Annotated in this window: 27 protein-coding genes; 15 read left to right on the top strand and 12 right to left on the bottom strand. The window is 72.1% G+C overall.

Going from position 1 to position 23,504, the window contains the following annotated elements:
• Positions 1-89 precede the first annotated feature (89 nt).
• Both FXF60_RS14645 and FXF60_RS14640 read left to right on the top strand, forming a co-directional pair.
• Entirely contained in the window at positions 90-557 is a 468-nt protein-coding gene (locus FXF60_RS14645; protein ID WP_151526718.1) for a hemerythrin domain-containing protein, read from the top strand.
• 103 nt (positions 558-660) lie between these two features.
• Positions 661-1,047: a VOC family protein gene (locus tag FXF60_RS14640; RefSeq protein WP_151526717.1), complete on the top strand. Its 387-nt coding sequence runs from the start codon at positions 661-663 to the stop codon at positions 1,045-1,047.
• Between the two features lie 164 nt (positions 1,048-1,211).
• Here the strand turns inward: FXF60_RS14640 and FXF60_RS14635 are convergent, their stop codons facing one another.
• Positions 1,212-1,760 carry a DinB family protein gene (locus FXF60_RS14635; protein ID WP_151526716.1) on the bottom strand — a complete coding sequence of 183 codons (549 nt, stop codon included), beginning with the start codon at positions 1,758-1,760 and terminating at the stop codon, positions 1,212-1,214.
• 38 nt (positions 1,761-1,798) lie between these two features.
• On the opposite strand from FXF60_RS14635, the gene FXF60_RS14630 reads away from it, so the two are divergent.
• Positions 1,799-2,224, top strand: a complete 426-nt coding sequence (locus tag FXF60_RS14630) for a MarR family winged helix-turn-helix transcriptional regulator (protein ID WP_202879652.1) — start codon at positions 1,799-1,801, stop codon at positions 2,222-2,224.
• 62 nt (positions 2,225-2,286) lie between these two features.
• The gene (locus FXF60_RS14625) at positions 2,287-2,682 is read left to right on the top strand and encodes a VOC family protein (RefSeq protein WP_151526714.1); all 396 of its coding nucleotides are present in this window, start codon (positions 2,287-2,289) and stop codon (positions 2,680-2,682) included.
• Between the two features lie 38 nt (positions 2,683-2,720).
• On the opposite strand, the gene FXF60_RS14620 is transcribed toward FXF60_RS14625, so the two are convergent.
• The gene (locus tag FXF60_RS14620) at positions 2,721-3,539 is read right to left on the bottom strand and encodes an MOSC domain-containing protein (RefSeq protein ID WP_151526713.1); all 819 of its coding nucleotides are present in this window, start codon (positions 3,537-3,539) and stop codon (positions 2,721-2,723) included.
• A gap of 74 nt (positions 3,540-3,613) precedes the next feature.
• Here FXF60_RS14620 and FXF60_RS14615 point away from each other — a divergent pair, with 74 nt between their 5' ends.
• The 3 genes from FXF60_RS14615 to FXF60_RS14605 all read left to right on the top strand — a co-directional run bounded on the left by FXF60_RS14615 (position 3,614) and on the right by FXF60_RS14605 (position 5,739).
• Positions 3,614-3,943, top strand: coding sequence for a nuclear transport factor 2 family protein (locus tag FXF60_RS14615; RefSeq protein ID WP_151526712.1), 330 nt, complete (start codon positions 3,614-3,616; stop codon positions 3,941-3,943).
• 28 nt (positions 3,944-3,971) lie between these two features.
• A complete protein-coding gene (locus tag FXF60_RS14610) occupies positions 3,972-5,237 on the top strand; it encodes an Nramp family divalent metal transporter (RefSeq protein WP_151526711.1) in 1,266 nt (421 codons plus the stop codon).
• 70 nt (positions 5,238-5,307) lie between these two features.
• Complete coding sequence (locus FXF60_RS14605) at positions 5,308-5,739, top strand: pyridoxamine 5'-phosphate oxidase family protein (protein WP_151526710.1); 432 nt, start codon at positions 5,308-5,310, stop codon at positions 5,737-5,739.
• Here FXF60_RS14605 and FXF60_RS14600 read toward each other — a convergent pair.
• Positions 5,681-6,595, bottom strand: coding sequence for a sulfite exporter TauE/SafE family protein (locus FXF60_RS14600; RefSeq protein ID WP_151526709.1), 915 nt, complete (start codon positions 6,593-6,595; stop codon positions 5,681-5,683). The genes FXF60_RS14605 and FXF60_RS14600 overlap by 59 nt on opposite strands.
• A gap of 139 nt (positions 6,596-6,734) precedes the next feature.
• Between FXF60_RS14600 and FXF60_RS14595 the strand changes: the two genes are divergently transcribed.
• Positions 6,735-7,241, top strand: coding sequence for an RrF2 family transcriptional regulator (locus FXF60_RS14595; RefSeq protein WP_151526708.1), 507 nt, complete (start codon positions 6,735-6,737; stop codon positions 7,239-7,241).
• 100 nt (positions 7,242-7,341) lie between these two features.
• Here FXF60_RS14595 and acs read toward each other — a convergent pair whose 3' ends face one another.
• Positions 7,342-9,312 carry an acetate--CoA ligase gene (acs, locus tag FXF60_RS14590; protein WP_151526707.1) on the bottom strand — a complete coding sequence of 657 codons (1,971 nt, stop codon included), beginning with the start codon at positions 9,310-9,312 and terminating at the stop codon, positions 7,342-7,344.
• A gap of 407 nt (positions 9,313-9,719) precedes the next feature.
• Here acs and FXF60_RS14585 point away from each other — a divergent pair, with 407 nt between their 5' ends.
• Entirely contained in the window at positions 9,720-10,523 is an 804-nt protein-coding gene (locus FXF60_RS14585) for a SurA N-terminal domain-containing protein (protein ID WP_192796763.1), read from the top strand.
• A 9-nt stretch (positions 10,524-10,532) separates the two neighbouring features.
• Here the strand turns inward: FXF60_RS14585 and FXF60_RS14580 are convergent, their stop codons facing one another.
• Genes FXF60_RS14580 through FXF60_RS14565 form a run of 4 tightly spaced genes read right to left on the bottom strand, consistent with a single transcriptional unit; the run spans position 10,533 to position 14,427 of the window.
• Positions 10,533-12,044 (bottom strand): sodium/solute symporter, encoded by a 1,512-nt coding sequence (locus FXF60_RS14580; protein ID WP_151526705.1) that lies wholly within the window; start codon positions 12,042-12,044, stop codon positions 10,533-10,535.
• 3 nt (positions 12,045-12,047) lie between these two features.
• Complete coding sequence (locus FXF60_RS14575; RefSeq protein WP_151526704.1) at positions 12,048-12,422, bottom strand: DUF485 domain-containing protein; 375 nt, start codon at positions 12,420-12,422, stop codon at positions 12,048-12,050.
• Entirely contained in the window at positions 12,419-13,186 is a 768-nt protein-coding gene (locus FXF60_RS14570) for a LytR/AlgR family response regulator transcription factor (protein WP_151526703.1), read from the bottom strand. The genes FXF60_RS14575 and FXF60_RS14570 overlap by 4 nt, the downstream gene beginning before the upstream one ends.
• Before the next feature lie 23 nt (positions 13,187-13,209).
• On the bottom strand, positions 13,210-14,427 hold the full coding sequence (locus tag FXF60_RS14565) for a histidine kinase (RefSeq protein WP_151526702.1): 1,218 nt from the start codon (positions 14,425-14,427) through the stop codon (positions 13,210-13,212).
• A 51-nt stretch (positions 14,428-14,478) separates the two neighbouring features.
• Here FXF60_RS14565 and FXF60_RS14560 point away from each other — a divergent pair, with 51 nt between their 5' ends.
• Positions 14,479-15,477 (top strand): phosphotransferase enzyme family protein, encoded by a 999-nt coding sequence (locus tag FXF60_RS14560; protein WP_151526701.1) that lies wholly within the window; start codon positions 14,479-14,481, stop codon positions 15,475-15,477.
• A gap of 12 nt (positions 15,478-15,489) precedes the next feature.
• Here the strand turns inward: FXF60_RS14560 and FXF60_RS14555 are convergent, their stop codons facing one another.
• Together FXF60_RS14555 and FXF60_RS14550 are read right to left on the bottom strand one after the other, a co-directional pair.
• The gene (locus tag FXF60_RS14555) at positions 15,490-17,076 is read right to left on the bottom strand and encodes an MDR family MFS transporter (protein ID WP_151526700.1); all 1,587 of its coding nucleotides are present in this window, start codon (positions 17,074-17,076) and stop codon (positions 15,490-15,492) included.
• A gap of 50 nt (positions 17,077-17,126) precedes the next feature.
• Positions 17,127-17,567, bottom strand: a complete 441-nt coding sequence (locus tag FXF60_RS14550; RefSeq protein WP_151526699.1) for a MarR family winged helix-turn-helix transcriptional regulator — start codon at positions 17,565-17,567, stop codon at positions 17,127-17,129.
• A 21-nt stretch (positions 17,568-17,588) separates the two neighbouring features.
• Here FXF60_RS14550 and FXF60_RS14545 point away from each other — a divergent pair, with 21 nt between their 5' ends.
• Complete coding sequence (locus tag FXF60_RS14545; RefSeq protein WP_202879651.1) at positions 17,589-18,071, top strand: VOC family protein; 483 nt, start codon at positions 17,589-17,591, stop codon at positions 18,069-18,071.
• On the top strand, positions 18,068-19,066 hold the full coding sequence (locus tag FXF60_RS14540; RefSeq protein WP_151526697.1) for a sigma-70 family RNA polymerase sigma factor: 999 nt from the start codon (positions 18,068-18,070) through the stop codon (positions 19,064-19,066). The genes FXF60_RS14545 and FXF60_RS14540 overlap by 4 nt, the downstream gene beginning before the upstream one ends.
• Before the next feature lies 1 nt (position 19,067).
• Here the strand turns inward: FXF60_RS14540 and FXF60_RS14535 are convergent, their stop codons facing one another.
• Positions 19,068-19,667 (bottom strand): DUF5701 family protein, encoded by a 600-nt coding sequence (locus FXF60_RS14535; RefSeq protein WP_151526696.1) that lies wholly within the window; start codon positions 19,665-19,667, stop codon positions 19,068-19,070.
• A gap of 233 nt (positions 19,668-19,900) precedes the next feature.
• On the opposite strand from FXF60_RS14535, the gene FXF60_RS14530 reads away from it, so the two are divergent.
• From FXF60_RS14530 to FXF60_RS14520, 3 genes are all read left to right on the top strand, one after another.
• Positions 19,901-20,335, top strand: a complete 435-nt coding sequence (locus FXF60_RS14530; RefSeq protein ID WP_192796762.1) for a GNAT family N-acetyltransferase — start codon at positions 19,901-19,903, stop codon at positions 20,333-20,335.
• A 265-nt stretch (positions 20,336-20,600) separates the two neighbouring features.
• The gene (locus FXF60_RS14525; protein ID WP_151526694.1) at positions 20,601-21,605 is read left to right on the top strand and encodes an aldo/keto reductase family protein; all 1,005 of its coding nucleotides are present in this window, start codon (positions 20,601-20,603) and stop codon (positions 21,603-21,605) included.
• Between the two features lie 64 nt (positions 21,606-21,669).
• On the top strand, positions 21,670-22,293 hold the full coding sequence (locus tag FXF60_RS14520) for a hypothetical protein (protein WP_151526693.1): 624 nt from the start codon (positions 21,670-21,672) through the stop codon (positions 22,291-22,293).
• Here FXF60_RS14520 and FXF60_RS14515 read toward each other — a convergent pair.
• Entirely contained in the window at positions 22,268-23,497 is a 1,230-nt protein-coding gene (locus tag FXF60_RS14515; RefSeq protein WP_151526692.1) for a glycoside hydrolase family 32 protein, read from the bottom strand. The genes FXF60_RS14520 and FXF60_RS14515 overlap by 26 nt on opposite strands.
• Between the last annotated feature and the right edge of the window lie 7 nt (positions 23,498-23,504).

Raw genomic sequence — 23,504 nt, 5'->3', positions numbered from 1 at the left:
TTCACCGGCCGACGGCTCGGCCACAAGCCTCCCACCAACCCGCACGAGTCGAGAGTGAGACCTGCACCCCCATTAGGGTGATCCGCAGCATGCTGGAGGACGAGAAGGAGCGGATGGTCGCCTGGGGCCGGGAGCTCCGGGCGGTCCACGACCGGCTCCGCGAGGCGCTCCGTGTGACCCGGGAGGCGGGCGAGGCTCCCCGCACCCCGGAGCAGGCGCGCGAGCTCCTCCTCTTCTGCCGTGGCTTCTGCGCGGCGCTCACGGGGCATCACGAGGGTGAGGACCGCATGCTGTTCCCGGCCATCGCCGAGCGACACCCGGAGCTGCGCGACACCCTCGCCAAGCTCAGCCAGGACCACTCGATGATCGGCTACCTGCTCACCGGTCTGGGCGACGCCGTCGACGGGTCGGCCACGCCCGAGGAGCTGGACCGGCATCTGGAAGGGCTGGCCGCGATCATGGAGTCGCACTTCCGGTTCGAGGAGCGGGCCCTCCTCGGCATCCTGGACACGCTCGACCTCGACGCCGACGCCCAGGAGGTCCTGGGGCCGCTGTGAGGCGCCGTCGCCCGGCGGCGGTGGACGGACCAGGCACGACCCGCTCGGCGCCCAGGTGGTGAAGCGGCCGAGTATCTTGGCATCAAGACACCTCGGAGGATCCATGCATCTGCACCATGTCCAGATCTCGATGCCCGCCGGCCAGGAGGACGAGGCCCGCCGCTTCTACGCCCACGGGCTCGGGATGACCGAGGTCGAGAAGCCGCCCGCGCTGGCGGGGCGCGGAGGGTGCTGGTTCCGCCACGTCGAGGACGGCATCATCACGTGCGAGATCCATCTCGGCGTCGACGACCCCCTCACGCCGGCCAGGAAGGCGCACCCCGGCCTCCTCGTGGGCGACCACGACTCGCTGGAGGCGGTGGCGGATCGGCTGGGGCGTGCCGGCTTCGAGGTCGACTGGTCCGAGCGCACCACCTTCACCGGCTACGAGCGCTTCCACTGCCGGGACGGCTTCGGCAACCGGGTCGAGGTCATGACGCCGGCTCCGTGACCTGCCGGCCTCAGTGCCACGGGTGGGCAGGGTTGGTCGGCCGTCTTCCAGCCGGTATGTCACCTGGCAGCCCCCTCGAGGAGGCTGCCAGTTGACATACCGGCGGTCAGTTGACGAAGAGGCCGAAGGACTGCGGCCCGGTGACCCGTGACCGCACCGCCAGCTCAGCCCATCGTCCGTTGGCCGTCGACGGCCTCCCGGATGATGTCGGCGTGGCCGGCGTGCTGCGAGATCTCGGCGAGCATGTGCATCGCCACCCGGCGCACCGACCACGCCGCGCCCTCCTCGAACCACGGCGCCTCGGGCAGCGGGTGGGTCAGGTCGAGGTCGGCCGTGCCGAGGATGCGCGTCGTCTCGGCGCCCACGTCCAGGACCCGCTGCCGCAGGACCGGCAGGGTCTCGTCGTCGCTGAGGACGAAGCGGTCGTCCTCCCACTCGCCCCAGTCGTCTCCGCCCGCCGCGGCATCGACGGCACCCCAGTCCACGTCCTGGTTGTAGACCTGCCCGAAGGCCTCCGCACCGTGCAGGGCGAACTGCATCCACTGCTCCTCGGTGTCGGCCACGTGCTTGAGGATCGAGGCGATGGTGAGGGCGCTGACCGTGCTCGCCGTCCGCGCCTGCTCCTCGGTGAGCCCGTCCGACGTCTGCAGCAGGAAGCCGCGGTGCCGGTCGAGGGTGGCGGTCAGGTCCTGGATCTCTGGGGTCGCAGCCATGCTGCTATTCTACATAAATCATGTCTAATGCACCAGGCTTGAGCTTCCGCCGACGGGCCGGCTTCCTCCTCGCGACCGTGGGGCGGCGCACCGAGGCCGCGTGGGGCGGGTTCCTGCGTTCCCGCGGTATGACCAACGCCGAGTTCGCGGCACTGGCCGTCCTCGTCGACGGGTCGGCGAGCCAGGTCGAGCTGGCACGTCAGCTCGCCATCGACGCCCGCAACGCCGGTGCCACCGTGGGCAGGCTGCGGGAGCGGGGCTGGCTGAGCAGCGAGGCCGACACCGCAGACCGACGACGCGTCGTCCTCACCCTCACGCCGGAGGGCCGGCGGGCCTGGGACGGGCTGCAGTCCGAGCTGCGCGGGTCGCACAGCGACTACTTCAGCGTCCTCGACGAGACCGAGCGCACCGAGCTGGAGCGCCTGCTCAACAAACTGAACGACGCCCACGTCGGCCACGGCTGAGCACGGACGCGGGCGTCGACGTGCCACCGATGAGTTCGGCCGCCGGTCGTCGTCATACCCCCATGACGCAAGCCCAGGTCGACGCCTCCCTGCCCAGACTGTCCTCGCCGACGCTGCACTGCCCCGACGCGCGATCCCTGGCCCGGTTCTACGCCGACCTCACCGGCGGGGAGGTGACCACGTCGATCCCGGCGTGGGCGGTCGTGGACGGGCCTGGTGGCCGGATCGACTTCCAGACCGTGAGCGACTACCGGCCGCCGACCTGGCCAGGAGGGGACAGCCCGTTGCGGATCCACCTGGACTTCTACGTCGGCGACCTCGTCGAGGGCGAGCGGCACGCACTCGCCTGCGGCGCCCGACGCGAGGACGAGCAGCCGAACGCCGAGCACTGCCTCGTCTTCCGGGACCCGGTGGACCACGTCTTCTGCCTGACCACCTGGGAGGACATCGGCGGCTGAGCGGCACCTGCACGAGGTCCGGGGCACCCCCCGGCCGGTCACCCCTCCTCGGCGACCACCTCGTCGCCGACCGCGACCTGCCCCGATCCCCCGTCCAGCCCGACCGGCACCAGCCGGATGCCGAACCACGTCGTCCCGTCCCACCTGCGGTGCTGCGCGAGGGTGCGGATGGGCTCCATGCCGGTCTGCAGCGTCTCGCCGTCGATCTGCGTCATGACGCAGCGGTCGCACAGCTCGGTGCGCCGGTAGCGCACGCCACCGATGGTCACGAACGCCCACCCGTCCTCGGCGAACGGCTCCTCCCCGTCGACCACGACGTTGGGCCGGAACCTTCCCATCGGCACCGGCTCGGCCCCGCCCTCGAGGATCCAGTCGCCGAGCCGCGTGAGGGAGGCCTCGCTCGTGAGCAGGACCGGCCCGGTGTCCGCCAGCGAGAGCGACTCCCCCTCCTCCCCGCCGTGCGCGCCGGAGATCCGCCGCACGGTCGGGTCCTCCTGCCACACCAGCCGCAGCTCCCGCCCCACCTGCTCCGAGATCCACTCGCTCACGTCCTGGTCGGCCGGCGGGGCGAACCCCTGGCGCGAGTGCCCGACCGGCACCACCGGCACCCCGAGGGGCGTCTCGACGAGGATCGAGGCACCGTCGCGCGCGGTCAGCCGGATCGTCTCCTCGTCCACCTGGGACGCGGTCAGACCCAGCAGCTCGTGACACTCCCGCGCCGTGACCGGGAAGCCGTCCGGGCCGACCACCCCCCAGCGCCGGTCACCCTCCAGCCCCCAGGGCTCGACGGTCGAGGTCTCCACCGCCTCCCCGGCGAAGGACTTGACCGGATATCTCCACAGCTGCTGCACGCGCATACCTCACCCTGACACGCGCGTCCGATCCGTGGCAGGGTGCGAGGCCGGCACCGCAGCCGACGAGAGGACCCGCCATGGCCGACCAGACCCCGCCCGAGCCCGTCGCCTCCTTCATCGAGGTGGTCAACGCGCACGACGAGGAGGGCTTCCTCGGCGCCTTCACCGAGGGCGGCGCGGTCGACGACTGGGGCCGCACCTTCACCGGCCGCGAGGAGATCAAGGGGTGGAGCGACGACGAGTTCATCGGCGCCCAGGGCACGCTCACGGTCGAGGAGGTCCAGGAGGCGGACGGCCAGGTGACCGTCGTCGGGGACTGGCGCTCGACCCATGCCAACGGCCGGTCCCGCTTCACCTTCGACGTCGAGGGCGACAAGATCGCGAAGATGACCATCCGCGAGGGGTGAGGCCCACCCCTGGTGTAGAACTGGGGCCATGACAACGCCGTCCCAGACCGCCCCCGCGTCACGCCCCGGCTGGAAGCTGGTCGGCCCCGGCCTCATCGTCGCCGCGACCGGTGTCGGCGCCGCCGACCTCGTCGCCACCGTCATCGCCGGCCAGAGGTTCGGGTATGCCCTGCTCTGGGCGGTCGTCGTCGGCTGCCTGATGAAGGTCGTGCTCGTCGAGGGCGCCGGCCGCTACTCCCTCGCCACCGGCAACACGATCTACGAGGGCTGGGCCACCCTGGGCCGCTGGACGACGTGGTACTTCGCGCCCTACATCGTCATCTGGGGCTTCGTCTACGGCGCCGCCGCGATGGCCGGCACCGGGCTGCCGCTGGCGAGCCTCTTCCCCGCGCTGTCGGTAACGTGGTGGGGCATCCTGTCCGGCCTGGTCGGAGCAGCCCTGGTGTGGTTCGGCCGGTATGCCTTCTTCGAGAAGGTCTGCGCCGCGCTCGTCGGCGTGATGTTCGTGACGATGTTCCTGGCCGCCCTGCTCACCCTGCCCAACATCCCCGAGCTCATCACCGGCCTGGTCCCCCGCATCCCGGAGGGTGGGCTGATCAACGTGCTGTCCGTCGCGGGCGGTGTCGGCGGCACCATCACGCTGGCCGCCTACGGCTACTGGATCCGGGAGAAGGGCTGGACCACCCCGGGGCACATGCGGGTCATGCGGCTGGACAACACCGTCGCCTATACCGTGACCGGCATCTTCGTCATCTCGACCCTCATCGTCGGCGCCGAGCTGCTCTACTCCGCCGGGATCGCGGTCGAGACGGGCGACGAGGGCCTGCTCGACCTCTCCCGCGTCCTCGGCGACCGGTATGGCTCCTGGGCCGGCACGATCTTCCTCGTGGGCTTCTGGTCGGCGGCCATGTCCTCGCTCGTCGGCGTGTGGAACGGCGTCTCGATGATGTTCGCCGACTTCGTCGGCCACGCGCGCAAGCTGCCCAAGGACGACCCGAGCGTGCGCCTCGGCGGCACCTGGTACAAGGCCTACATCCTGTGGCTGACCTTCCCGCCGATGATCATGCTCTTCGTGGGGCAGCCGGTCTGGCTGATCCTGGCCTACGGCGTGCTCGGCGCGTTCTTCATGCCGTTCCTCGCGGTGACGCTGCTGTGGATCCTCAACACCGACCGCACCCCGTCGGAGTGGCGCAACGGTCTGGTCGTCAACATCCTCATGGGCATCTGCGCCCTGCTCTTCGCCTGGCTCGCCCTCACCCAGCTGCAGGGCGCCTTCGAGCGCGCCTTCGGCTGACGGCGACGCTCGAGGAGCGGCTATACTACAATCTGTAGTTACGTGGCCAGAGCCCGGTCAGGAGATGACGATGAACGACTCACCGACCACCACCCTCTCCGAGCAGGAGTGTTGGGACCGCCTGGCCGAGCACGAGCTCGGCCGGCTGGCCTACCACCTGACCGACGAGGTGCATCTGACCCCCGTCAACTACGCCGTCGACCACGGACGGATAGTCTTCCGCACAGCGGAGGGATCGAAGTTGCTCGGCGTCGTCATGGACTCCGACGTGGCCTTCGAGATCGACCAGGTGGACGACGACGCGGAGAGCGCCTGGAGCGTCATCGTACGCGGCACGGCGAGCCTGCTCGACGGTGCCGACGCGCGCGACGCGGACCAGCTACGCCTCCGCCCGTGGGTGGGCACGGAGAAGTTCAACGTCGTGGCGATCACGGTGACCGAGGTCAGCGGACGGGAGTTCCGGTTGAGTCGGCCGTGGCGCCATCTGCGCCCTTCCGACTGACCCGGTGAGCCGCGATCACGTAGCTCAGGGCACCCAGCCAGACCGCGACGATGAGGGCATACGTGATCGAGCTCGCGGGCTCGCCCGCCGCCACGAAGTCGGTGCGCAGCAGGGTGCGGGTGTTGGTGAGGATGATGAGGCCACCGACGGCCACGCCGAGGATCCGGGGCGGGACGATCCGCACCAGCCAGGCGGCGATGGGCGCGGCGATGACGCCGCCGACGAGCAGCGCGACCACCCAGGAGAAGTTGATCCCCTGGCTGCCGAGGGCGAAGAGGAAGCCCAGGCTGGCGGCGAGCGCCACGAGGAACTCCGAGGCGTCGATCGAGCCCACGACCTTGCGCGGCTCCATCCGGCCGCTCGCCAGCAGCGCCGGCGTGCCGACCGGCCCCCAGCCGCCTCCTCCGGTGGCGTCGAGGAAGCCCGCGAAGAGACCGAGCGGGGCGAGGAAGCGACGGCGCAACGGCTGGCCGAGGCGGTCCGTGCGCACGCCGCTGCGGGTGAACCGGACGAGGAGGTAGATGCCCAGCGCCAGCAGGATGCCCGCGGTGATCGGCTTGGCGATCTCGGTGTCCAGGTTGCTGAGGACGGTGGCTCCGGCGAAGGCGCCGACGGCCCCGGGCACGCCCACCCGGAGGACGACCTGCCAGTTGACGTTGCCGAACTTCCAGTGGGAGACGCCCGAGGCCAGGGTCGTGCCGATCTCGGCCAGGTGGACCGTGGCCGACGCGGCGGCGGGGTTGGTGCCGAGGACGAGGAGCAGCGTCGTCGTGGTGACGCCGTAGGCCATGCCCAGCCCACCGTCCACGAGCTGGGCGGCGAGACCGACGAGGGCGAGCAGGATGAGCTGGCGCATGGTGCACCTTTCACGGAGAAGGTTCCCTACATTTCCGGTTTATCCTGTGGGATCACTAGGATAAATGTCAAGCGCCGGTCTCCGCGGGTCGCCGGGGCTGCGGGGTCGGTATGCCCGCCCGGTGCGAGAGACTGGGTCCGTGGACATCTCGGCGCGCACCGACTACGCCGTCCGGGCCATGCTCACGCTGGCCGCGGCGGCAGAGGGAGACGAGGGGTCGGGGTCACGGGCCTCCGGGGTCGGGACCGCGTCCGGGGCACCGGTCTCGGTGGACCGGCTGGCCCAGGCGCAGGACCTCCCGGTGAAATTTCTCGAGGCGATCGTCGGCGACCTGCGCCGCGCCGGCCTGGTCACCTCGCGCCGCGGGGCCGGCGGTGGCTACCTCCTGGCCCGGCCGGCGGGCGAGATCGGGATCGGCGACATCATCCGCGCCGTCGACGGGCCGCTCGCCGAGGTGCGGGGCCTGCGACCGCACGACACGGCATACGGCGGAGAGGCGGAGCACCTGCCCACCCTGTGGGTCGCCACCCGCGCCGCGCTCCGCGAGGTCCTGGACGGGACCTCGCTGGCGCAGCTGCGGGAGGGCGAGTTCTCCCCCGCCGTCAGCGGCCTGCTGCAGCAGCCGGACGCGTGGGAGAGCCGCTGAGACCACCCCCTTCGTCCCGGCGACGCGCCCGACGCGAACGGCTCAGGTACGCACGTGCGTACCTGAGCCGTTCGGCCTCGGCCTGTCGTCGGCCGTGAGGTCAGCCCTCGTTCATCCCCTGGGTGATGAGGTCCATGACCGAGGAGTCGGCGAGCGTGGTGACGTCGCCGACCTCGCGGTGCTCTGCGACGTCCTTGAGCAGGCGACGCATGATCTTGCCCGAGCGGGTCTTCGGCAGCTCCGGCACCACCATGATCTGGCGCGGCTTGGCGATGGCCCCGATCTCCTTGGCCACGTGCTGGCGCAGCTCGGCGACCAGCCCCTCGCCCTCACCGTCCTCGTCGGCCTCCTGGGCGGCATCGCCACGCAGGATGACGAAGGCGCAGATGGCCTGCCCGGTCGTCTCGTCCGCCGCGCCGACGACCGCGGCCTCGGCCACCTTCGGGTGGCTGACCAGCGCCGACTCGATCTCGGCGGTGGACATGCGGTGCCCGGAGACGTTCATCACGTCGTCGACACGGCCGAGGACCCAGATGTTGCCGTCCTCGTCGAGCTTGGCGCCGTCACCGGCGAAGTACATGTCGTCGAACCGGCTCCAGTAGGTCTCCTTGTAGCGCTCCGGGTCGCCCCAGATCCCGCGCAGCATGGAGGGCCAGGGGTCGGTGACGACGAGGTAGCCGCCGGAGCCCTTCTCCACCGGCTTCCCGCTGTCGTCGACGACGACCGCGTTGATGCCGGGGATGGGGTGCTGCGCCGAGCCGGGCCGGGTCTCGGTCACGCCGGGGATCGGCGAGATCATGATGCCGCCGGTCTCCGTCTGCCACCAGGTGTCGACGATCGGGCAGCTGCCGCCGCCGATGACCTCGCGGTACCACATCCACGCCTCGGGGTTGATCGGCTCACCGACAGACCCGAGCAGCTTGAGGCTGGTGAGGTCGAACTTCTCCGGGATCTCCTTGCCCCACTTCATGAAGGTCCGGATCGCGGTGGGAGCGGTGTAGAGGATCGTCACCTTCTTGTCCTGGACAATCTCCCAGAACCGGCCCTGGTGCGGGGTGTCCGGCGTGCCCTCATACATCACCTGGGTCGCCCCCAGCGTCATCGGGCCGTAGACGATGTAGGAGTGCCCGGTGACCCAGCCGACGTCGGCGGTGCACCAGTAGACGTCGGTGTCGGGGTGGATGTCGTGCACGACGTGCGAGGTGTATGCCGTCTGCAGCAGGTAGCCACCGGTCGCGTGGAAGATGCCCTTGGGCTTCCCGGTGGTGCCCGAGGTGTAGAGGATGAACAGGGGGTGCTCGGCGTCGAAGGCCTGCGCCTCGTGGGTGTCGTCGGCGGCGTCCAGCGCCTCGTGCCACCAGAGGTCGCGACCCTCGGTCCAGTCCACGTCCTGCTCGGTGCGCTGCACCACGAGCACCTTCTCGACCGGCGAGTCGCCGTCGACCGCCCCGTCGACGACCGACTTCAGGCCGGACGGCTTGCCGCGCCGGTAGCCGCCGTCCGCGGTGATGACGACCTTGCTGTCAGCGTCGGCGATCCGGCTGCGCAGGGCGTCGGAGGAGAACCCGCCGAAGACGACCGAGTGCGGGGCGCCGAGGCGGGCGCAGGCCAGCATCGCGATGGCGGCCTCCGGGATCATCGGGAGGTAGATCGCGACCGTGTCGCCCTCGCCCACCCCGAGGTCGGCCAGCGCGTTGGCGGCCTTCTGCACCTGGGCGTGGAGCTCGGCATAGGTGATGTCACGGGTGTCGTCCTCGGGCTCGCCGACCCAGTGGATCGCCACCCGGTCACCGTGACCGGCCTCGACGTGCCGGTCGACCGCGTTGACGCAGGCGTTCAGCCGTCCGCCGACGAACCACTTGGCGAAGGGCGCCTCGGACCAGTCCAGCACCTGGTCGAAGTCGGTCTCCCAGTCCAGGTAGCTGCGCGCCTGCTCGGCCCAGAACCCTTCCCGGTCGGCCTCGGCCCGTTCGAACAGCTCGGCGGTGCCGTTGGCCTGGGCGGCGAACTCCTCGCTCGGGGCGAAGGTGCGCTCCTCGTGCAGCAGGTTGGACAGTCCCTCGTCGGACATCGATGCTCCTCGCGCTCGGGGTCGCCCACGAGTATGCCGTGCCCCACCCCGGTGGCGCAGGTCCGGTCGGACCGGGGGTGGGGATCGTGCGACGAGCGGTCGTCCGCGCGCGACCGGCGGGTCGCCCTCCCACACCCGACCGACCGCACGGTATGCGTCGACCGACCGCACGGTTGCCACCTTGGCCGGAATTCGACCTCTCGTTTGTTCGCCATGGCGACGAAACCAGTAGTCGAATTCGGGGGTGGAGCGGCTGGCTGGTCCCCGAACCGCCGCCTCTCGACTTCCCGCCGTGCTCGCCAGCCAGTGGACCTGGGTGGAACCTGGGAGAATTCCGGGGAGAGCACCCACGCGGGCGTGCTAGTTTCCGCGGCTTGCACACCCGCACCCGATCAGGGAGAAGGACGATGTCCGTGCAGAAGTGGCTCGCAGCAGCGGGCCTGACCCTGAGCCTCGTGGGGCTCACCGCGTGCAGCAGCGGCGAGACCGACGCCGCGAGCAGCTCGGCGTCCCAGGACGACGCCGCCTCGAGCAGCCAGCCCGCCCCCGCGCCCGACGCGATGCCGGAGCCGGATCTCAGCGGCGTGCCCGACCCCGTGGCGACGGTCAACGGGGAGGACGTCCCCAAGGACGACTTCGCCGCCTACTACGAGGGACAGTTCGCCAGTGCATCGAGCCAGGCCCAGATGAGCGGCGAGGAGCTGGACGCCGAGCAGCTCCAGGCCGACACCCTCGACTCCGTCGTGGACAGCGTGCTGCTGCGGCAGGCGGCCGAGGAGGCCGGCCACGAGCCCTCCGACGAGGACGTGGACGGCCTGCTGGAGGAGCTGGCGACCGGCAACGGGCTCGGGTCGGTCGAGGAGTTCCTGTCCGTGCTCGAGGAGCAGGGCATGGACGAGGAGACGGCCCGCACCGAGGCCAGGAACCAGCTGGCGATCCAGGCCTTCGTGGAGGAGGAGGCGCAGGTCGAGGACCCGACCGAGGAGGAGATGCGCTCCTACTACGACGACCTGGTCGCCCAGCAGGAGCAGGCATCAGGTGGTGGCGACGACGCCGGGGCGACCGCCGCACCGGGTCAGCCGGAGCTGCCGCCCTACGACGAGGTCAAGGAGCAGATCGCCGAGCAGCTGCGCTCGGAGCAGCAGGCCGCCGCGACGGACGAGCTGGTCGGCCAGCTCCGTGACGACGCGGAGATCACCAGCCACCTCTGAGACCCCGACCTAGCCGGTGATGTCCTCCGGGGTGTGCAGCCGCACCAGCGTGCGGGCGGCACCCCGGGGGATGCCGGTCGGGGTGAGCAGGGAGACCCCGACCATGACCGTGCCGACGAGCGGCACGATCCAGGCGGCGGGCTGGGCCAGCAGGGCGGCCGGCCAGCCGTCGGGCCGGTCGGTGAGCACGGTGCTGGCGACCGCGGCGGTGGCGAACAACGCTCCCGTCACCAGGCCGGCGGTGGCGCCCTGCACGGACAGCCGGGGCCACCACACCCCGAGCGCCAGCAGCGGGAAGAAGGTCGAGGCCGCGATGACGAAGGCGAGCGTCACGAAGGCCGCGAGCGGCACCTCGGGGAAGGAGCCCACCCCGGCGACGGGGACGAGCACGGCCACGACCGCAGCGATCCGGAAGCCCGCCACCTCGGAGGCGTCACCCGGGACCACCCGGGCCAGCACCGGTCGCACCACGTCCTGATTGAGCACGCCGGTGACCGCGAGCGCCAGCCCCGACGAGGTGGACAGGAAGGCCGCGAAGGCCCCGCCCGCGAGCGCCGCCAGCAGCACCTCCGCCGCCAGCCCCGGCACCACCTCGGCGGGCAGTCGGAGCACCACCGTGTCCGGCCGCACCCCCGCCCCCGGCGTGGGCAGGTAGGCCCGGCCGAGCACGGCATACACCACCGTCACGACGTAGAACAGGCCCAGCAGCACGAGGACCCGCACCGTCGTGCGGCGCGCCCCCGTGCCGTCGGGGTTCGTGTAGTAGCGCACGACGACGTGGGGCAGCCCCATCGTCCCGAGCGCGAGCGCCATGACCAGCGACAGGGTGCGGTAGAGCGAGTGCCCGCCACCGGTCGGTCCGCTGCCGGGCAGCACCCACGCGTCGGTCACCTGCAGCCCCGGAGCCTGGCTGCCCCACCAGACCGCGAGCAGCACGCCCGCGGGGATCGCGAGCGCGGAGAGCTTGATCCAGTACTGCACGGCCTGCACCAGGGTGATCGACCGCATCCCGCCCGCGGCGACGGAGAGCACGACGACGAGCACGACGACCACCGGCCCGACCCAGAGCGGCGCCCCGGACACCAGCCGCAGCGTGAAGCCGGCACCCTGCAGCTGGGGCACGAGGTAGAGCCACCCGATGACGACGACCAGCACCGAGCACAGGTGGCGCACCAGGCGCGACTCCAGGCGGGCCTCGGCGAAGTCGGGCAGGGTGTATGCCCCGGAGCGGCGCAGCGGGGCGGCCACCAGCACGAGTAGCACGAGGTATCCCACGGTGTAGCCGATCGGGTACCACAGGGCGTCGACGCCCTGGTCGTAGATCAGCCCGGCGACGCCGAGGAAGCTCGCCGCGGAGAGGTACTCGCCGCCGATCGCGGCCGCGTTGCGCTGCGGCGACACCGCCCGCCCGGCCACGTAGAAGTCGCTGGTGCGACGGGAGAGCCGCAGCGCGAAGGCGCTCAGCGCGACGGTCACCAGGCAGACCAGCAGCACCGCCCCACCGGCGAGGTTGGCGGCCACCGCTCACCGCTCCCTGGCGGCGGCGGACAGCCGACGCTCGACCCGGGTGGCGGCGCGGGTGTACCACGCGGCGACGCCCACGAAGACGGGATAGACCAGCACCGCCAGCACCGGCCAGACGACGGGCACGCCCGCGACCTGGACCGACCGCGCGGCCGGCAGCACGGCATACAGGACGGGTATGCCTCCGAGCACCACGGCGAGGCCGGCCAGCACGATGAGCGAGAGCCGCAGCTGGGCGCGCAGCAGGCCGCGCAGGTAGAGCTCGCCGGCGCCGGTCTGCTCGACCAGGGAGGTCGCCAGCGGCCGGCGCCGCGCGGCGGTGGCGCCGCGCCGCGAGGACGTCACCCGCACCCGCGCCTCGTGCGGGAGGCTCATCCGCCGGGTCCGAGCACGCGCTCCCGGACCGCCTTGGCGTGCCGGCGCGCGACGGGCAGCTCCGGGCCGTCGGGCAGCAGCCGGAGCGCCAACCGGCCCTGGCCCTGGCGCACCTGCCCGACATGGGCGAGGTTGACCAGGGTCGACCGGTGGATCCGGACGAAGCCGGCGTCCGCCCACCGGCTCTCCAGGGTGGTCAGCGGCACGCGCAGCAGGTGCGAGGCGGCTCCGGTGAAGATCCGCACGTAGTCGCCCTGCGCCTGGACGTAGCGGACCGACGAGCGCTGGACGAAGCGGGTGATGCCACCCAGCTCGACCGCGATCCGCTCCTCGGCACCCTCCGGGCTGGGCGCACCTCCGGGACGTTCCGGTTGCTCGGGCGGCCCGGCCGCCGCGGTGCGCTGCGCCAGGCCCGCGACGACCCGGTCGACCGCCTGGGACAGCCGGGCCGCGGGCACCGGCTTCATGACGTAGTCCACCGCCTGCACCGCGAAGGCGTCCACGGCGTGCTCCTCGTGCGCGGTGACGAAGACGACCAGCGGCGGCCGGGCGAACTGGTTGATCACCCGGGCCAGCTCCATGCCGTCCAGGCCCGGCATCGAGATGTCGGAGAAGACGACGTCGACCTCGCCGGCCTCCAGCGCCCGCAGCGCGTCGGTGCCCGAGGACACCGCATGCACCCGGGCGAACCGCCCGTCCTGCTCGAGCAGATAGCTCAGCTCGGACAGGGCAGGCGGTTCGTCGTCGACGACGAGGGCGCGCATGGGGGTCATCGTACGGGCGGGGATCAGCGGTCCGGGTGCACGCCGGGGGCGTACTTCGGCACCCGGAAGGTCACCTTCGTGCCCAGCCCCGGAGCGGTCTCGACGACCAGCCCGTGGTCGTCGCCGTAGACCTGGCGCAGCCGGGCGTCGACGTTGCCCAGGCCCATCCCGACGCCGGCCGACTCGCCCGGCTGTGCGCCGACGTCGCCGTCCAGCGCGCGCCGCACGAGCTCGGGGTCGGAGCCGACGCCGTCGTCCTCGATCGCGATCTCGGCCAGGTCGCCGAGGTCGGTCCCGGTGATCGTGACCGTGCCGACGCTCTCCTTGCCGGCCAGCCCGTGCCGCACCGCGTTCTCCACGAGCGGCTGGACCGCCAGGTAGGGCACGGCCACCGGGAGCACCTCGGGCGCGATGAGCAGGTGGACCCGGAGCCGCTCACCGAAGCGCGCCTGCTCCAGCACCAGGTAGCGCTCGATGTTGCGCAGCTCGTCGGCGAGCGTCGTGAACGCGCCGCCCCGGCGGAGCGCATAGCGGGTGAAGTCGGCGAACTCGAGCAGCAGCTCGCGCGCCCGGTCCGGGTCGGTGCGCACGAAGGAGGCGATGGCGCCCAGCGAGTTGTAGATGAAGTGCGGGCTGATCTGGGCGCGCAGGCTGCGCAGCTCGGCCTCCATCGCCCGGGTCCGCTCCCGGTCCAGCTCGCCCAGCTCGAGCTGCCCGCTGACCCAGGTCGCGAGCTGCTCGGTCGCCCGGGCCAGCCCCGCCGAGGGACGCGGTGAGTATGCCGCAAGCGCACCGATGACGCGGTCGTCCACCACGAGCGGGGCGACCACGCCGGCGCGCACCGGGCACTCGGGGGTGTCGCACGGCAGGTCAGCCCGGGTGAGCACGGCCACGTCACCGCTGCTCAGCACCCTGCCGGCGTGCGCGGCCGCCTGCTCCCGGTGGTGCTCGCCGAGCCCGGACCAGGCGAGCGCCTCCTGGCTGTCGCAGATGGCCAGGGCAGTGCCGCCGAGCATCATCCGCAGGTGCCGGGCGGCGGGCTCGGCGTAGTCCTCGGTGAGTCCGGCCCGGAGGCTGCGCCCGGCCTGCGCGCCGGAGCGCAGCGTCTCGTAGGTCAGCTGGTCGGTCTCGGACAGGAAGCCCCGGGCGGTCCGGCGCCGACGCCACCACAGCAGCAGGTGGACGACGCCCACCAGCGCGAGCACCAGCACCGCGGTCGGGAGGTGCAGGTCGCCGAGCATGGTCGGACCCTACTCCGGAGCCTCCGGGGCGGAGACGTGCGAGGCTGAGCCATGCCCACGGCATACCACGACCTCGACGAGCTGTCCCAGACCGAGCTGCTGCGGGCGATCGCCCTCGAGGCGGCCGGGCAGTTCGCCCTGGTGCCGACCGGGATCGAGCTGGCCCTGCACGGCTACAACACGACCTTCCGGCTGGAGACCGAGCAGCGCACCGTGGCGCTGCGCGTCAACACCAACTCGGTCAGCTCCCCCGAGGCGATCCAGGCGCAGCAGGAGTGGCAGCACGCGCTCGCGACGCAGACCGAGGTGCTGGCGCCCGACCCGGTGCCGACGGTGCGGGGCGGCTACCTGGCGCAGGTCCGGTCCGCCGAGCTGGGACGCGACGTGCTGGTCACGGCGAGCGGGTGGCTGCCCGGTGCGGACCTCGGCACGATCGGCACGCTCGAGCAGTGCCGCGCGCTGGGGGCGCTCACCGCCGCCCTGCACCGGCACGCCGAGGACTGGGGCTCGGCGGTCGCGGCCCGGCTGCCCGTCTTCGACGACCCCCTCTTCGGCGATCCCGACCTGCTCACGGCGGCCTGCGCCGACGATCGACGCCTCGGCCCCCTCGTGCGCACCGCGAGGGCCCGGTGCACCGACGCCTTCGACCGCGTGGGCCGGGCGTCGCCGGCCGTGCCGCTGCACGCCGACCTGCACGGGGGCAACCTCAAGTGGCACGAGGGGCGGCTGGCGGTCTTCGACTTCGACGACAGCGGCCTCGGGCCGCCGGTGCTGGACCTGGCGATCTCCGCCTTCTACCTGCGCGACGCCGATCCGGCCCCGGAGCAGGCGATGCGCGAGGGGTATGCCGCGACCCGCCCGTTCCCCGTCGTCGCCGACGAGGACTTCGAGGCGATGGTCGCCTCCCGGCAGCTGCTCCTCGCCAACGCCCTGCTCGCCAGCACGACCGCGGCCTTCCGCGCGGACGCCGCGGCATACCTGCAGGTCACCGGCGACCGGCTGGCCCACTGGCTGGAGACCGGTCGGTTCACCCGCGCGGTCCCCGGCTGACGGGCGAGCCGCTCAGCCCCGGTCGACCGGGGCGTCCTCGAGGGTCTCCCGCAGCGGCACGTGCCGGATCATCGCCGTGGCGACGAAGACGAGCGCGAGGATCGGCAGCCCGACCATGAAGGCGTCGTGCAGCTGGTCGGCGAGCCCGGCCCGCAGCGCCTCCTCGACCACCGGCGGCACGTTGCCGAGCGAGGAGGGGTCCAGCACCGAGCCGACGTCCAGGCCGCTGGCCTGCTGCGCCGCCTGGTCCCGCATCGAGGCCGGGAGGTGCGAGGCGACCGCGGCGCCGAGGCCGCCGGTCATGATCGAGCCGTAGACCGCGATCCCCACCGTCGAGCCGATGTTGCGGCTGAACTGGGTGGTGGCGGTGGCGACGCCGAGGTCGCGACGGGCGACGACGTTCTGCACCACGAGGGTGTAGAGCTGCATCGCCATGCCGAGGCCGACACCGACGACCGCCATCGACCCGAAGAGCGCCCAGGCGCTGGAGGTCTCCGAGAGCCGCGTCAGCAGGAAGACCCCGAGCGCCATGACCGCGATGCCGGTGAGCATGAACGGCTTGTAGTGGCCGGTCCTGGTCACGAGCAGCCCGGTGAGGATGCCCATGACGATCAGCCCGAGCATCATCGGCATGAGGATGAGGCCGGACTGGGTGGCGTCCACGCCGAGCACGCCCTGGGCGAAGACCGGGATGTAGATGATCGACCCGAACATCACCATCGCCACGCCCAGCCCGGCGACGTTGGACCAGCTGAAGACGCTGCTGCGGAAGAGGCGCAGCGGCAGCAGCGGCTCCTGCGCCCGCAGCTCGACGGCCACGAAGGCGAGCGCGCCGACCAGACCCACGGCATACAGCCCGAGCACCTGGGCCGAGACCCAGGGGTAGGTCGTCCCGCCCCAGCTCGTGGCGAGCAGGATCGACACCATGGCGATCGACAGGGTGATGATCCCGGCGACGTCGATCTTCGCCTCGCGCCGCTGGTGCGGCAGGTGCATGTAGCGGGCGACGAACGCCAGGGCGAGCAGGCCGATCGGCAGGATGGTGAAGAACAGCCAGCGCCAGCCGAGGTGGTCGGTGATCAACCCGCCGGCGAGCGGGCCGGCCACCGAGGTCACGCCGAAGACGGCGCCCATGAGGCCCTGGTACTTCCCCCGCTGCCGGGCCGGGATGATGTCGCCGATGATCGTCTGGGACAGCGGCATGAGGGTGCCCATCCCGGCGCCCTGGATCGCGCGACCGGCGACCAGCACCCAGAAGCTGCCGGCGAGCCCGGAGACGACCGAGCCGACCATGAAGATCACCAGGCCGGCCAGGTAGAACGTCTTGCGACCGTAGAGGTCGGAGAGCTTGCCGACGACGGGCACCACCACCGCGGAGACGAGCATGGCGGCCGTCGCCACCCAGGAGTAGTGCGCCATCCCGCCGAGGTCGGCGACGATCTGCGGCAGCGCCGGCCCGACGATGGTCTGGCTGATCGACGCGACGAACATCCCCAGCATCAGGCTGGCGAAGACGATCTTGTGCTCCCGGTCCAGGCGGAAGGGTGCGCTGCCGGTGCCCTGGGTGGTGGTGGGCGCGGCGGGTGTGGCGGTGGCCATCGAGCTCCTCGGTGCGGTCGTGGTGCTGTCAGGGGTGCTGCGGGTCACGCTCATGAGGCGGACCTGGTCCCGGTATGCCCGTCGCGGGCCGTGTCGATCGAGTCGGCGAGGCGTCCGAGCAGGGTGGCGAGCTGGTCCAGGTCCTGCTCCGGCCAGTCGGACAACGTGTCGGTGATGAGGGTGACCCGCCGGGCCCGCTCGGCCGCGAGCAGGGCGCGTCCCTCCTCGGTGAGACCGAGCACCTGGGCCCGACGGTCGTCCGGGTCGGGGTGCCGCTCCACGAGGCCCCGCTCCGCGAGCGAGGCCAGGCGCCGGCTCATCGTCGAGGGGTCCAGGCCCTCGACGCGCGCCAGGTCGCGCGAGCGGGTGCACTCGCGTCCGGCGAGCCGGGCCAGCACCTCGAGCTCGCTGGGGGACAGCAACCCCTCCCGGTCGCGCAGCAGACGGCCCATGGCGGTGAAGGTCCGGGCCAGCTCCTCAGATAGTTGCATGATGCATACATCATATCACCGATGAGTCGGCGCTCTCGACCTGGTCTGACCCCGCACGAGCCCGAGCACGACACCCCCGTCCGAGGAGAAGCCGCCATGCACCAGCTGATGTTCGTCAACCTCCCGGTGCAGGACCTGGAGCGGTCCCGCACCTTCTTCACCGAGGTGGGCTACAGCTTCAACACCGACTTCTGCGACGCCTCCGCGCTGTGCCTCGAGCTCGGCCCGACGCTGCACGCGATGCTCCTGGACCGGGACGCCTTCGCCAGCTTCCACGACTCCACCGTCGCCGAGCCGGGCACCGTGGAGGCGCTGCTCTGTCTGTCGGCCGCCAGCAGGCAGGCCGTCGACGCGGTGGTCGACCGGGCGGTCGCGGCGGGCGGGACCGACATCAGGAGGGTGGATCACGGCATGATGTACGGCAGGACCTACGCGGACCTGGACGGCCACGTCTGGGAAGTGATGTGGATGGACCGGGACGCTGCGACGAGGGAGACGGCATGAGCACGCAGGTGGACGCCCCACGAGCAGACTTCGAGGAGACCACGGCGCCGTTGCGGGGGGAGCTGATCGCGCACTGCTACCGCATGCTGGGGTCGGCCAGCGAGGCCGAGGACCTGGTGCAGGAGACCTACCTGCGCGCCTGGAAGGCCTACCACCGCTTCGAGGGGCGGTCCTCGGTACGGACGTGGATGTACACCATCGCCACGAACGCCTGCCTGACCGCGCTCAAGCAGCAGGGCCGCCGGCCGCTGCCCAGCGGCCTCGGCGGCCCGCCCGGTGACCCGCGCGAGCCCGTGGTCGAGGACCGGTCCCGCGACTGGCTGGAGCCGCTGCCGGACCAGCTGGTCTGGGGTCGGGACGCCGTGCCGGTGGATCCCGCCGAGGCGACGGAGGTCGCGGAGGCGACCCAGCTCGCCTTCGTCGCGGCGCTGCAGGACCTGCCGCCGCTGCAGCGGGCGGTGCTGGTGCTGCGGGACGTGCTGCAGCTCTCGGCGGCCGAGACCGCGACCGCGCTGGAGACGACGGTGGCCTCGGTCAACTCGGCGCTGCAGCGCTCCCGCGCGACGATCGGTGAGGGGCTGACTCGCGCCGGGCGCCGGGTGAGCGAGCTGACCGCCGCCGACCGCGAGGTCTTCACCGCCTTCTGCGACGCCTTCGAGCGCTACGACATCCCGGCCGTGGTCGGGGTGATGACCGACCAGGCGACCTGGCAGATGCCGCCCTTCGACCGCTTCTACCTCGGCCCCGAGGACATCGCGTCCCTCATCGGGCACCAGTGCCCCGCCAAGGCCTCGGGCGACCTGCGGATGGTGCCGGTCGTGGCCAACGGGCAGCCGGCGGTCGGGATGTACCTGCGCGACGCGGACGGCGCATACCGCCAGTTCCAGCTGTGCGTGGTCGATATCCGGGACGGTGAGGTGCAGGGGGTCGTCGGCTTCTTCGACGAGTCCGCCTTCGAGCACGCCGGCCTGCCGGAGCAGCTGCCGGCCCGGTGACCTAGGAGCGGCCGCCCACCGAGGCGATGCCGAGCCAGGTGTGCCGGTTGCCGGCCCAGCACCAGCCGAGCTTGGGGGCGTCGGCGCGGTCGCGCCCGTCCCGCCCGGTGCCGTTGCTGATCCACAGCGCCGGGACCCGCGCGTCCAGGCATCTCCCCGACGCCTTCGGCCTGCGGGACCCGGTCGTCATGAAGCAGTGGTTGCGCTCGATCGCCCCGGGCTCCTGGAGCGCCCAGCAGACACCCTCCGAGGCGGTCATCAGGTCACGGCCACGGGCCCTGATCTTCGGGTCCACCTCGTCCGGGCTGAGGTTGGCGTAGCCGTCGCCGCGCTCGGGCGACCGCACCGCGTAGAGGTCGGCGTCCGGCACCTCGACCCCCGGCGCCGGACCGAACTCGGCGAGGTCGGTGAGGTCCGTCACGACGAAGCCCGGCCGCTCCCCGCGACGCAGGAGCGGCACGAGGGCCGCCACCGGGACGAGGCGCGGATGGACGACGAGCAGGTCGCCGGTCAGGTCGGCCGGCAGGTCGGGCAGGTCCAGACCCAGGTCGGTGAGTCGTCGGTGCTGGGCGGGCAGGGCAGGCAGGGCGGGAGCGGCCACGGTCCTCCTCGTGGTGGGTCCACCTCAACGCCGGGGCGTCGTCACCGATTCCCGACGGCCGGTCGGCGCCGGACCACCCACTCATACCCAGAAGTTGTTCGTCTGCGGTGATGCATCGCGGCAGAAGAACAACTTCTGCGGGTGAGTCAGGCAGGGGGCGGCAATCCGGTTGGCTGGAACCCTGGGTCTGCCTAGGGTTGCGGCGACCGCCCGCTGCGACCCGAGGACCTGCCATGCCCGCCACCGCGACCGTCCGTCCTGCCACCACGGCCGACCTGCCCGACCTGCGCCGCCTGGACGAGTGGCCCAGGGAGAGCGCCTGGACCCGGCTCATCGGCAACGAGGAGGTGCTCGTCGTCGAGGTGGACGGGGCGGTCGTCGGGCTGCTGCACTACACGATCCTCTGGGCCACGGTCCCCTTCCTGAGTCTCATCGTGCTGCAGGAGGACGCCCGTGGCCGCGGGCTGTCCCGGGTGCTCGTGGACGACCTCGTGGCCCGGCTCAAGGGGCAGGGCTACGTCGCGCTGCTGAGCTCCTCGCAGACCGACGAGCCGGAGCCGCAGGCCTGGCACCGTCACCTGGGCTTCACCTCCAACGGCATCATCGAGAACATCGCCGACGAGGGCATCGGCGAGGTGGTCTTCCGGCTGTCCTTCGGGGAGGGCTGAGCTGCGGCCTCCAGCCACACCGGGACGATGGCGAGAAGGGTCATGAGCACGACCCCGAGGACGACGACGACGTCGAGCAGGAGCTGGGTGAGAGTCATACCCCTGACGATGCGGCCGCCCCACCACCTCCCGCGTCAGCCGCCGGGCCCCACCTCGCGGCCGTGGGGTCCTCCCCCGGTATCACGTGGCGCGTGGATGGACGGCGATCGCCCGCGATGACCACCCGGCACCGAGGTCCGTCCGGGGCGAGGCATACGGTGCAGTCATGGACTTTCGATACCTCGGCAACAGCGGGCTCAAGATCAGCGAGATCACCTACGGCAACTGGCTGACGCACGGCAGCCAGGTCGAGAACGACGTCGCCCACCAGTGCGTCCGCGCCGCCCTCGACGCCGGGATCAGCACCTTCGACACCGCCGACGTGTATGCCAACACCAAGGCGGAGACCGTGCTCGGCGAGGCCCTCAAGGGTGAGCGGCGGGAGAGCCTGGAGGTCTTCACCAAGGTCTACTGGCCCACCGGCCCGGGCGGCAAGAACGACACCGGGCTGTCCCGCAAGCACATCATGGAGTCGATCAACGGGAGCCTGACCCGGCTGCAGACCGACTACGTCGACCTCTACCAGGCCCACCGCTACGACACCGAGACGCCGTTGGAGGAGACGATGCAGGCCTTCGCCGACGTCGTCCGCCAGGGCAAGGCGCTCTACATCGGTGTCAGCGAGTGGACCGCCGACCAGATCCGCGCCGGGCACGCCCTCGCGCAGGACCTCGGCATCCAGCTCATCTCCTCCCAGCCGCAGTACTCCATGCTGTGGCGGGTCATCGAGCCCGAGGTCGTGCCCACCTGCGAGGAGCTCGGCATCTCCCAGATCGTCTGGAGCCCGATGGCGCAGGGCGTGCTGTCCGGCAAGTACCTCCCCGGCGAGGCGCCGACCGATGGCCGCGCCGCGGACGAGTCCATGGGCCGCGGCATGCAGGGCTTCATGCGCGAGGACGTGCTGACCGCGGTGCAGGGTCTGAAGCCGCTGGCGCAGGAGGCAGGGCTGACCATGCCGCAGCTCGCCGTCGCCTGGGTGCTGCAGAACCCCAACGTCGCGGCCGCCCTGGTCGGGGCCTCCAAGCCGTCCCAGGTGGAGGACAACGTCAAGGCCGCCGGGGTCACGCTCGACGCAGACCTCATGGCCAAGATCGACGACGTCATCGGCGGGGTCGCGGAGAAGGACGCCGGCAAGACCGCCGAGAACGCACCCCGGACGCGGGTCGCCTGACGGTCCCCTGGGCGGCGACCGCGTGCCGTTGTGAAGCGCCGGGGCCGGTGGCAGACTCGGCAGCATGAACCTCTCGGAGGTCTTCGCCCGCCACAGCGACGGCAGCCCGGATGCCACGGCGCTGGTCACCCCGGCCTCACGGCCCTCGGCCAGAGACCAGCTCGCCACCCTCGAGCGGCTCGGCCTGAGCGCCCAGGACGGGGTGACGGCGGCCGACATCGCCCAGGACCGTGAGGCCGCGCAGGCGCTGCGGCAGCACCCGTACGTCGCGGCCATGCACTGCCTGGCCCGCGCACCCGACGGCAGCCTGACCCACCACCCCCAGGTCACCATCGTGGACCTGGAGCACGTCGTCGGGCCGGACTCCTACCCCGACCTCGTGCGGAGCCTGGCCGCCACCGCCGGATCCACCTCCGAGCTGAGCGAGGTCCGCGGCAGCCAGGACCCGGCCCGCAACCGGTGGGTGGTGCGCTTCCGGCTGGGTCGGGTCACCCGCGAGCTGCACCCCCGGCTGGACCATGACCTGGCCGACCCGGAGGTGCTGCCCTGGATCTTCGACGCCGTCTGCCTGCCCGGCCAGGCCAGCGCGCACGTCCGGCACGGGCAGCACGTCACCGTCGCGTATGTGCCCCGCTGGCACGTCGACGAGCTGCAGCGGGTGCTCAACCGGTGGGCGTCGACCGCCTGAGCAGGACCTCCCTGACCTGCGCGTCGCCTGCGACCCGCCAGGGCAGGTCGTGCCGGAAGGTCGCCGGCGCGCCGGTGGCCGGGTAGACCTCCACGACGTCCGCGTCGACGGCGACCAGGGTCCCCGCGGCGAGATGGTGCCTCCCGAGCCGAGGGTGGCTGAGCTCGGCCCCCGCGGCTCCGACCGCGATCACCGCTGTGTCCGGGAGCTCTTCGTCCACCGGCGGACCGAGCTCGAGCCCGTCCCGCACCGCGGGATCCAGCACCAGCCGCGCCTCCGACCCGTCCAGGAGCAGCCGCCGCGGCAGGGTGAGGCACCCGGCGTGGTCCCGCACGGCGGGGTCCTGCCCGTCCTCGCGCACCCACCCCATGAGCCAGGCGCCCTCCCGACCGTCGGAGGCGAGCTGCGGTGCGTAGAAGGCGTTGCCGGTGTCCAGCACGGACACCTGCTCCGGGACGAGCACGGGCCGGCCTCCGGCGTCGCCCATCCGCCCCGTGCAGACGACGACATCGCCGAGCACGCCGCGGTCGTGCAACGAGAGCACCAGCGCGGCCCTATCACCCTGGACCCAGAGCTGCGGGCACTCCCACACGTCCGCCGGCTGTGCCGCACCGGTCGGGAGGTCGGACGGTGTCAGCCAGACCCCGAGGTACTCCCAGTCGTCCAGGTCGTCGCAGGAGTAGAGCAGGATCGCAGCCGTGCCGTCACGCCGACCGGCGCCCAGCAGCGCGAAGCGATGACCCCGGTGCGTGAAGACGAAGGGATCACGCATCTCGGCCACCCCGTCGACCTCGGGCTGCGAGGCGACCACGACCGGTCCGGACCACTCGTCGAGGTCGTCGCCCGAGCCATGGCGTAGGCATACCGTGCTGCCGTGGGCCGACCCGGTGACGCCGGTGTAGACCGCCGCCGGGCCCTCCGGCCCGGCGACGAGGACGCCGGACCAGCAGCCGCCGCTGTCCGGCCCGCCCGGCGTCGGGGAGAACGCGACCGGGTGATCCTGCCAGCTCACCAGGTCGGTGCTGCTGCTGTGCCCCCAGGCGATCGCGTCGTGCTGCGGGGCGTCCGGGTTGTGCTGGAAGAAGACGTGCCACCGCCCGTCCCGGCACACCATGCCGTTCGGGTCGTTCAGCCAGCCGCTCCGGGGGCGGAGGTGGAAGGAGGTCGCGCCGCGGCGCGGGGGGTCGGCAGTACCGGGGACCATGCGGACC

The sequence above is a fragment of the Serinicoccus kebangsaanensis genome (assembly GCF_008919445.1).
GTDB classification, from domain to species: domain Bacteria; phylum Actinomycetota; class Actinomycetes; order Actinomycetales; family Dermatophilaceae; genus Ornithinicoccus; species Ornithinicoccus kebangsaanensis.
This window is presented reverse-complemented; position numbering and strand designations above follow the sequence as displayed.